This is a genomic window from Klebsiella sp. 28, from assembly GCF_018223905.1.
Taxonomy (GTDB): domain Bacteria; phylum Pseudomonadota; class Gammaproteobacteria; order Enterobacterales; family Enterobacteriaceae; genus Klebsiella; species Klebsiella pneumoniae.
Genome location: NZ_JAGRQY010000288.1, coordinates 1 through 5,375, shown reverse-complemented (window position 1 = coordinate 5,375; position 5,375 = coordinate 1). Strand labels below are relative to the sequence as shown.

Genomic DNA, 5,375 nt, shown 5'->3' with positions numbered 1-5,375 from the left:
CCGCCATTAATTTGCCTTCCAGCACTTCGTTGGAATCAAAAACGTCATACACCACTTTAATCCCGGTCTCTTTTTCGAAATTCGCTACCGTGTCCGGCGCGATATAATCAGACCAGTTATAAACATGCAGGGTTTTTTGTTCGGCGGCGAGCGAACCGGCAGAGACGGCCATCAGCGCACCCGTAACCAGACCTGTTAACCATTTTTTACCAAAGGCGGTCATATCTCTTTTCCTTCTCAACGCCCGTTAACTTACGGGCTCAAATATACGCATTTCTACGCATGCAAAAATCATGCATATTTTTTCATTGCCTGAGAAAAGGAGAGCGGATCTCTCCCGGAGTGGTTGCTCGCAACTGGAAGCATCGCCAGAATAACTGTAGCCAGAATAAGAGGCTATAGCCCAGGTAAAAAAACGCCTTTTATCAAATTTTTATGCAATAACGGTCTACGTGATAAGCCAAAACGGCCTGAATGGCGGTGAATAATGCTTTAAAGAAAGGTTAAATGCAGAATAAAAGCGGGTAATACGCAGCCGCTGCGGNNGCCTTTGTACAGCAGCTGATTTGCGCCGGCTTCGAGGATTACCATCGAGATCTGCTCTTCGCTTTGGCGGAAGAACCAGGCGAACTGCTCCATGGTCACCCCTGGGCCGATAGACAGCGACTGGCAAACCACCAGCTTGGGCAAATTATCGTCCTGAATGTCGATAAACGCCTTCACGGTTAACGAGCTGGCGTTGATGGCCGAGAGATCCGCCGACAGCGCCAGCAGGGCAGACGGCTTCACCTCCGCCAGGGCGGAAAAGAGCACCACGTTGTCCACCAGGTCAATTTTGGCATCAAAAATACCGTCGAAATTCTGCATATGCGGCAGGTGCAATGCCTGACAGGAATCGCACTCAAAAAAGCTGATGCCGATTTCGTCCAGCCAGCGACGTAGCGTATCCAGACCTGGAACGACCAGTGAATCCATAGTGCCTGTGACCTCTTACAGTGGAAAAACGACGCCATAGCTTACGCAAAAAAAGCGCCGCATACCATGGCCGTCTTGCATCCGGCGGTTAGCCGCCTATTTTCAAACAGAATTCCGGCGTCGCCTGGCGCTCGATCCAGGCGATCATCTTGCCGGCGACATCCACGCCGGTGGTGGTTTCCACCCCTTCCAGCCCCGGCGAGGCATTCACCTCCATCACCAGCGGCCCGCGGGCGGCGCGTAAAATATCGACACCGGCGGCGTCCAGCCCGAGAGTTTGCGTTGCCTTGATGGCAATGGCCCGCTCCTCGTCGCTAATCTGCGCCACCGTGGCCATGCCGCCGCGGTGCAGGTTAGAGCGGAAATCCCCCTCTTTCGCCCGCCGCTCGATCGCCGCCACCACCTCATTGCCGACCACCAGGCAGCGGATATCGCACCCTTTCGCTTCGGCAATGTATTCCTGCACCAGAATATGAGCGTTCAGTCCGCGAAAGGCGTCGATCACGCTCTCCGCCGCCTGGCGGGTCTCCGCCAGCACCACGCCGATCCCCTGGGTGCCTTCCACCAGCTTCACCACCAGCGGCGCGCCGCCCACCATGGCGATCAGATCGCTGGTGTCATCCGGGGAGTGAGCGATGCCGGTCAATGGCAGATCGATGCCCTGGCGCGCCAGCAGCTGCAGCGAGCGCAGCTTATCGCGAGCGCGGGTAATAGCGACCGACTCATTCAGCGGATAGCTTCCCAGGAGCTCAAACTGGCGCAGGGCCGCGGTGCCATAGTAGGTGATCGCCGAGCCAATGCGCGGGATCACCGCATCAAAGTGCGGCAGCTGACGCCCTTTGTAGTGGATCGACGAGGCCACCGGGCTGACGTTCATATAACAGGAAAGCGGATCGAGGATCTCGATCTGATGACCGCGCTGTTGCGCTGCTTCGCGCAGGCGCCGACATGAATAAAGCGTTCCATCCCGGGATAATATGGCAATTTTCATCCTGCACCTCTGCGAAAAGACCCGCTCTGGCGGGCCTCAGCTATCGAACACACTTTCACCTTTCCTGCGGCCGGCGGCGGATATCACCTGGCCGGAGCAGCAGTGTACACGTAATCAGCGCGTTGCCCACCCCTGCTTATGCAGATAGTCAAGAATAAACGGACGACTCTCTTTCACGATAGTGCGCCGGATATGGTCGCTCCAGGTATCGCGGCGGGCGTTGCTGCCGCACGACAGATAATAGTGCGCCAGCTGTTCGTCATACTCCGCCAGCAGCGCGTTATCAAGCGGCTGATAGCGGTTCTCATGCACCAGCATGGCCGCCGGCATCCGCGGCTTGATATCCGGGTTATCCGCCGGCCAGCCAAGGCAAAGACCGAACAGCGGCAGGACGTGCTGCGGCAGCTCCAGCAGCTCTGTGACGGCCTCAATGCTGTTGCGCAACCCGCCGATATAGACGCCCCCTAGTCCGAGGGACTCGGCGGCGGTCAACGCGTTTTGCGCCAGCAGCGCCGTATCGACAACGCCGATCAGCAGCTGTTCCGCCAGCCCCAGCTGCGCCTGTGGGCAGATCTGCAGGTGGCGATTAAAGTCGGCGCAGAAGACCCAAAACTCCGCTGCCTGGGCGACGTGCTGCTGGCCGCCGGTCAGCGGGACCAAACGTTCACGCAGGGCCGGGTCAGTAATACGGATGATGGAGGTGCACTGTAAAAAACTCGAGGTAGATGCCGCTTGCGCGCTGGCGATAATCTCTGCGCGCTGTTCGTCGCTCACGGGGGCATCGGTGAAGTGGCGGATGGAACGGTGGCTGCGCAGCAGCTCAATGGTCGGCGTCATTACGTTTTTCTCTGTCAGACAAGGATTCAGGCTTTGGAGAGTGCGTTAACTGCGGGGCCACGATCTGCGCCATCCGCCACATCACGACGAGGGCGGCGGGGATCATCAGCACGATCCCGGCAAAGAGCATCACCAGCGCCGCGGTCGGGCTGGCAATGGGCGCAGGCAGCTGGACATACTGGTTAAGGGAGAGCCAGGCGAGGGTTAACAGCCCCATCCCGAGGATCTCAACCAGCAGAATGCTTTTCGGCAATGGGGCAAATTTTCGCATCACGCCTCTCCGGTTGATAAACGCGGCGCGCCAGCCAATTCCACCGCGCCGTCGGGCCAGTATACGGGTTTTGACAGTCCGACATTTATCAAACATAGCCGTAAACCATCGAAGTAAAAGGCAGAACCTTCTTTCCCTCCCCGCCCGTTGCAGGCATCATAAGCGCCATTCGCCATCCGGCTGAGGTTTAAGGAGAGAAGCAATGTTTACCGTTATTTTTGGTCGTCCAGGCTGCCCTTACTGCGTTCGCGCTAAAGAACTGGCAGAAAAACTGACCAACGAGCGTGATGATTTCAACTACCGCTACGTGGATATTCATGCCGAAGGCATCAGCAAAGCTGACCTGGAAAAAACCGTTGGCAAACCGGTTGAAACCGTGCCGCAGATTTTCGTCGACCAGAAACACATCGGCGGCTGCACCGATTTTGAAGCCTGGGCAAAAGAGAATCTCGGCCTGTTTGCCTGAGTCAATTTATTTGCTCGATGAATGACTGCGCCAGGTATCAAGCCAGGCGCAGATAAACAAAAAGCACAATGCCCCAAGCGCGCACCAGAACACGGCGCTCAACACCCACGCCATCTCCTGCCAGAACGTCCGGTGGGTCACGAAGAACAGCCGCATCGTCACCATGCAGACCGGAGCCGCCAGTATCGCGCCGAGCAAAGGACGCAGCACCCGCCGTCCGGGAGAGAGACAGCTCGCCGCCGCCCCTGGCAGCAAAAAGAAGAGCAGGCCCAGCTCCGGGTTGCCGCTGGCGCGAAATGCCCCTTTCATATGTAACAACAACGATAAGCACACCACAATGAACAGAACGAAGCCACAGATAATGCCGGCCCAACTACGCTCAGATTTCACCGTATCCTCCTGATGTTGCCTCTAACTCACGTCCACGTCGCCCAGTCAGATAAAGCATTTCGGCAATCCATGCCAATAACTCCCCTACCAGCCTAAAAACGATTGTCACTAGCCGCCGCATCCAGGAAGGATTAAACTAGCGGTATATTTTTGCTGGTTATAACAGGGTGCCAGAATAGGTTCGCGACAACGCGAACGCCTGAGCAACCTTAGACCAAATAACCATTTCCTTCAACAACTTACTAGTAAATGAGAAGTTGGCTTTCGTGAATATAAACGTCGCAGATTTGTTAAACGGGAATTACATCCTGTTATTATTCGTTGTACTTGCATTAGGACTATGCCTGGGAAAACTGCGTCTCGGCTCAGTACAACTTGGTAATTCCATTGGCGTTTTAGTCGTTTCTCTATTATTAGGCCAGCAGCATTTCGCGATTAACACCGATGCCCTTAATCTCGGCTTTATGCTGTTTATTTTTTGCGTTGGCGTAGAAGCCGGGCCCAACTTTTTTTCTATTTTTTTCCGCGACGGGAAAAACTACCTGATGCTGGCGCTGGTGATGGTCGGCAGCGCGATGCTGATCGCCATGGCGCTGGGTAAAGTGTTCGGCTGGGATATCGGGCTCACCGCCGGTATGCTGGCAGGCGCCATGACCTCCACCCCGGTGCTGGTGGGCGCGGGCGACACCCTGCGCCATTTCGGCCTGCCCAGCGATCAGCTGGCGCAGTCGCTTGACCATCTGAGCCTCGGCTATGCCCTGACCTATCTGGTTGGTCTGGTGAGCCTGATCGTCGGCGCCCGCTATATGCCCAAGCTGCAGCATCAGGATCTGCAGACCAGCGCCCAGCAAATCGCCCGCGAGCGCGGCCTCGATACCGATTCCAAACGTAAAGTCTACCTGCCGGTGATCCGCGCCTACCGCGTCGGCCCGGAGCTGGTGGCCTGGGCGGATGGCAAAAATCTGCGCGAACTGGGTATTTACCGCCAGACCGGCTGCTATATTGAACGCATTCGTCGCAACGGCATTCTGGCCAACCCGGACGGCGACGCGGTGCTGCAGATGGGTGACGATATTGCGCTGGTGGGTTACCCGGACGCCCACGCCCGCCTCGACCCGAGCTTCCGCAACGGTAAAGAGGTGTTCGACCGCGATCTGCTCGACATGCGCATCGTCACTGAAGAGATAGTGGTCAAAAACCACAACGCCGTCGGCCGCCGCCTGGCGCAGCTCAAGCTTACCGACCACGGCTGCTTCTTAAACCGGGTTATTCGCAGCCAGATCGAGATGCCTATCGACGATAACGTCGTACTGAACAAAGGCGACGTGCTGCAGGTCAGCGGCGACGCCCGCCGCGTAAAAACCGTGGCCGACCGCATCGGCTTTATCTCCATTCACAGCCAGGTGACCGATCTGCTGGCCTTCTGCGCCTTCTTTATCGTTGGC

7 protein-coding genes and 1 pseudogene are annotated in these 5,375 nt (G+C 56.8%); 2 read left to right on the top strand and 6 right to left on the bottom strand.

Annotated features, from left to right (window positions below; all coding sequences use genetic code 11):
• The 5 genes and pseudogenes from KHQ28_RS28405 to KHQ28_RS28385 form a co-directional block, all read right to left on the bottom strand.
• Positions 1-223, bottom strand: a pseudogene (locus KHQ28_RS28405) (spermidine/putrescine ABC transporter substrate-binding protein PotF); the annotation flags it as partial.
• 269 nt (positions 224-492) lie between these two features.
• Positions 493-975, bottom strand: coding sequence for a YbjN domain-containing protein (locus KHQ28_RS28400; protein ID WP_211777790.1), 483 nt, complete (start codon positions 973-975; stop codon positions 493-495).
• Positions 976-1,063: 88 nt separating this feature from the next.
• Positions 1,064-1,966: a 30S ribosomal protein S6--L-glutamate ligase gene (rimK, locus tag KHQ28_RS28395; RefSeq protein ID WP_002896363.1), complete on the bottom strand. Its 903-nt coding sequence runs from the start codon at positions 1,964-1,966 to the stop codon at positions 1,064-1,066.
• A gap of 114 nt (positions 1,967-2,080) precedes the next feature.
• Positions 2,081-2,803: a nitroreductase NfsA gene (gene nfsA / locus KHQ28_RS28390; RefSeq protein ID WP_032419148.1), complete on the bottom strand. Its 723-nt coding sequence runs from the start codon at positions 2,801-2,803 to the stop codon at positions 2,081-2,083.
• The gene (locus KHQ28_RS28385; protein ID WP_004179132.1) at positions 2,787-3,074 is read right to left on the bottom strand and encodes a YbjC family protein; all 288 of its coding nucleotides are present in this window, start codon (positions 3,072-3,074) and stop codon (positions 2,787-2,789) included. The genes nfsA and KHQ28_RS28385 overlap by 17 nt, the downstream gene beginning before the upstream one ends.
• A gap of 202 nt (positions 3,075-3,276) precedes the next feature.
• Between KHQ28_RS28385 and KHQ28_RS28380 the strand changes: the two genes are divergently transcribed.
• Positions 3,277-3,540 (top strand): GrxA family glutaredoxin, encoded by a 264-nt coding sequence (locus tag KHQ28_RS28380; protein ID WP_002896352.1) that lies wholly within the window; start codon positions 3,277-3,279, stop codon positions 3,538-3,540.
• Positions 3,541-3,546: 6 nt separating this feature from the next.
• On the opposite strand, the gene ybjM is transcribed toward KHQ28_RS28380, so the two are convergent.
• A complete protein-coding gene (gene ybjM, locus KHQ28_RS28375) occupies positions 3,547-3,930 on the bottom strand; it encodes an inner membrane protein YbjM (protein ID WP_002896351.1) in 384 nt (127 codons plus the stop codon).
• 266 nt (positions 3,931-4,196) lie between these two features.
• Between ybjM and KHQ28_RS28370 the strand changes: the two genes are divergently transcribed.
• Positions 4,197-5,375: aspartate:alanine antiporter (locus KHQ28_RS28370; RefSeq protein ID WP_211777789.1), on the top strand; the 1,179-nt coding region annotated here is incomplete at its 3' end.